The organism is Bowmanella yangjiangensis (genome assembly GCF_017255015.1).
GTDB lineage: Bacteria > Pseudomonadota > Gammaproteobacteria > Enterobacterales > Alteromonadaceae > Bowmanella > Bowmanella yangjiangensis.
This window is the reverse complement of the sequence record NZ_JAFKCS010000321.1, coordinates 1-916: the sequence shown is the minus strand read 5'-3', so window position 1 is coordinate 916 and position 916 is coordinate 1. Positions and strand designations below refer to the sequence as shown.

Genomic DNA, 916 nt, shown 5'->3' with positions numbered 1-916 from the left:
CTCAATCGGCAGCTGCAGCAGGATGGCGATGGCCTGCCCACCCTGTTGCTCGACCTCGACCGGCTGGACGCCAACGCCGACCTGCTCGCCGCGCGCCTGCCGGAGCGCCTCGCGTTGCGCCTGGTGACCAAGTCGCTGGCCAGCAGTGGCCTGCTGGAGTACCTGGGCAAACGCCTGCAGACCCAGCGTTTCATGGTCTTTCAGCAACCTCAGCTGAATCGTCTGGCCAGGAGTTTCCCCCAGGCTGACATGCTGCTGGGCAAGCCGCTGCCCGTCGAGGCGGCCCTGAACTTCCACCGCCAGTTGCCACAGCACCTGACTTTCGACGCGGCGCGCCAGGTGACCTGGCTGATCGACAGCGAACAGCGCCTGGTGCAGTACGCCGAGCTGGCCAAGGCGCTGAACCAGCCGTTGCGCATCGCGCTGGAAATCGATGTCGGCCTGCAGCGTGGCGGCTTCGCCAGCCCGCAGGCACTCAACCAGGCCGTGCAGCAGCTTGCCCGCTACCCGAAGCTGCAGTGCCGCGGCCTGATGGGCTACGACGCCCATGTCGCCCACAGCCCGCCCTGGGTGCGCCAGCAGCAAGCCTTCGCCGACAGCGATGCGCGCTATCGCGCGTTCATCGATAGCGTACGCTCGCTCGACAAGCTGTGGCCGGCGCAGCCCCTGTTCAACGGCGGCGGCAGCCTGACCTACCCCCTCCACAGCCAGCAGGCCAGTGTGCTCAATGAAGTCGCCGTCGGCTCCGCCCTGCTCAAACCTGCAGACTTCGATACCGCGCTGCTACAGGCGCACCAACCGGCCTTGTGGATCGCCGCGCCGGTACTCAAGGCAGTTGACGGCGCCCTGCCCTACCTGCAGCCGCTGCAGCCGGCGATCAGCGCCTGGAACCCGAACCGGCAGCGCGCCTACTACC

At 67.7% G+C, this 916-nt stretch carries 1 protein-coding gene; it reads left to right on the top strand.

The window, feature by feature from the left end:
- Window positions 1-916, top strand: a 916-nt coding sequence (locus J0A65_RS24295) for an alanine racemase (protein ID WP_206596831.1), incomplete at both ends; no start/stop codon positions are given.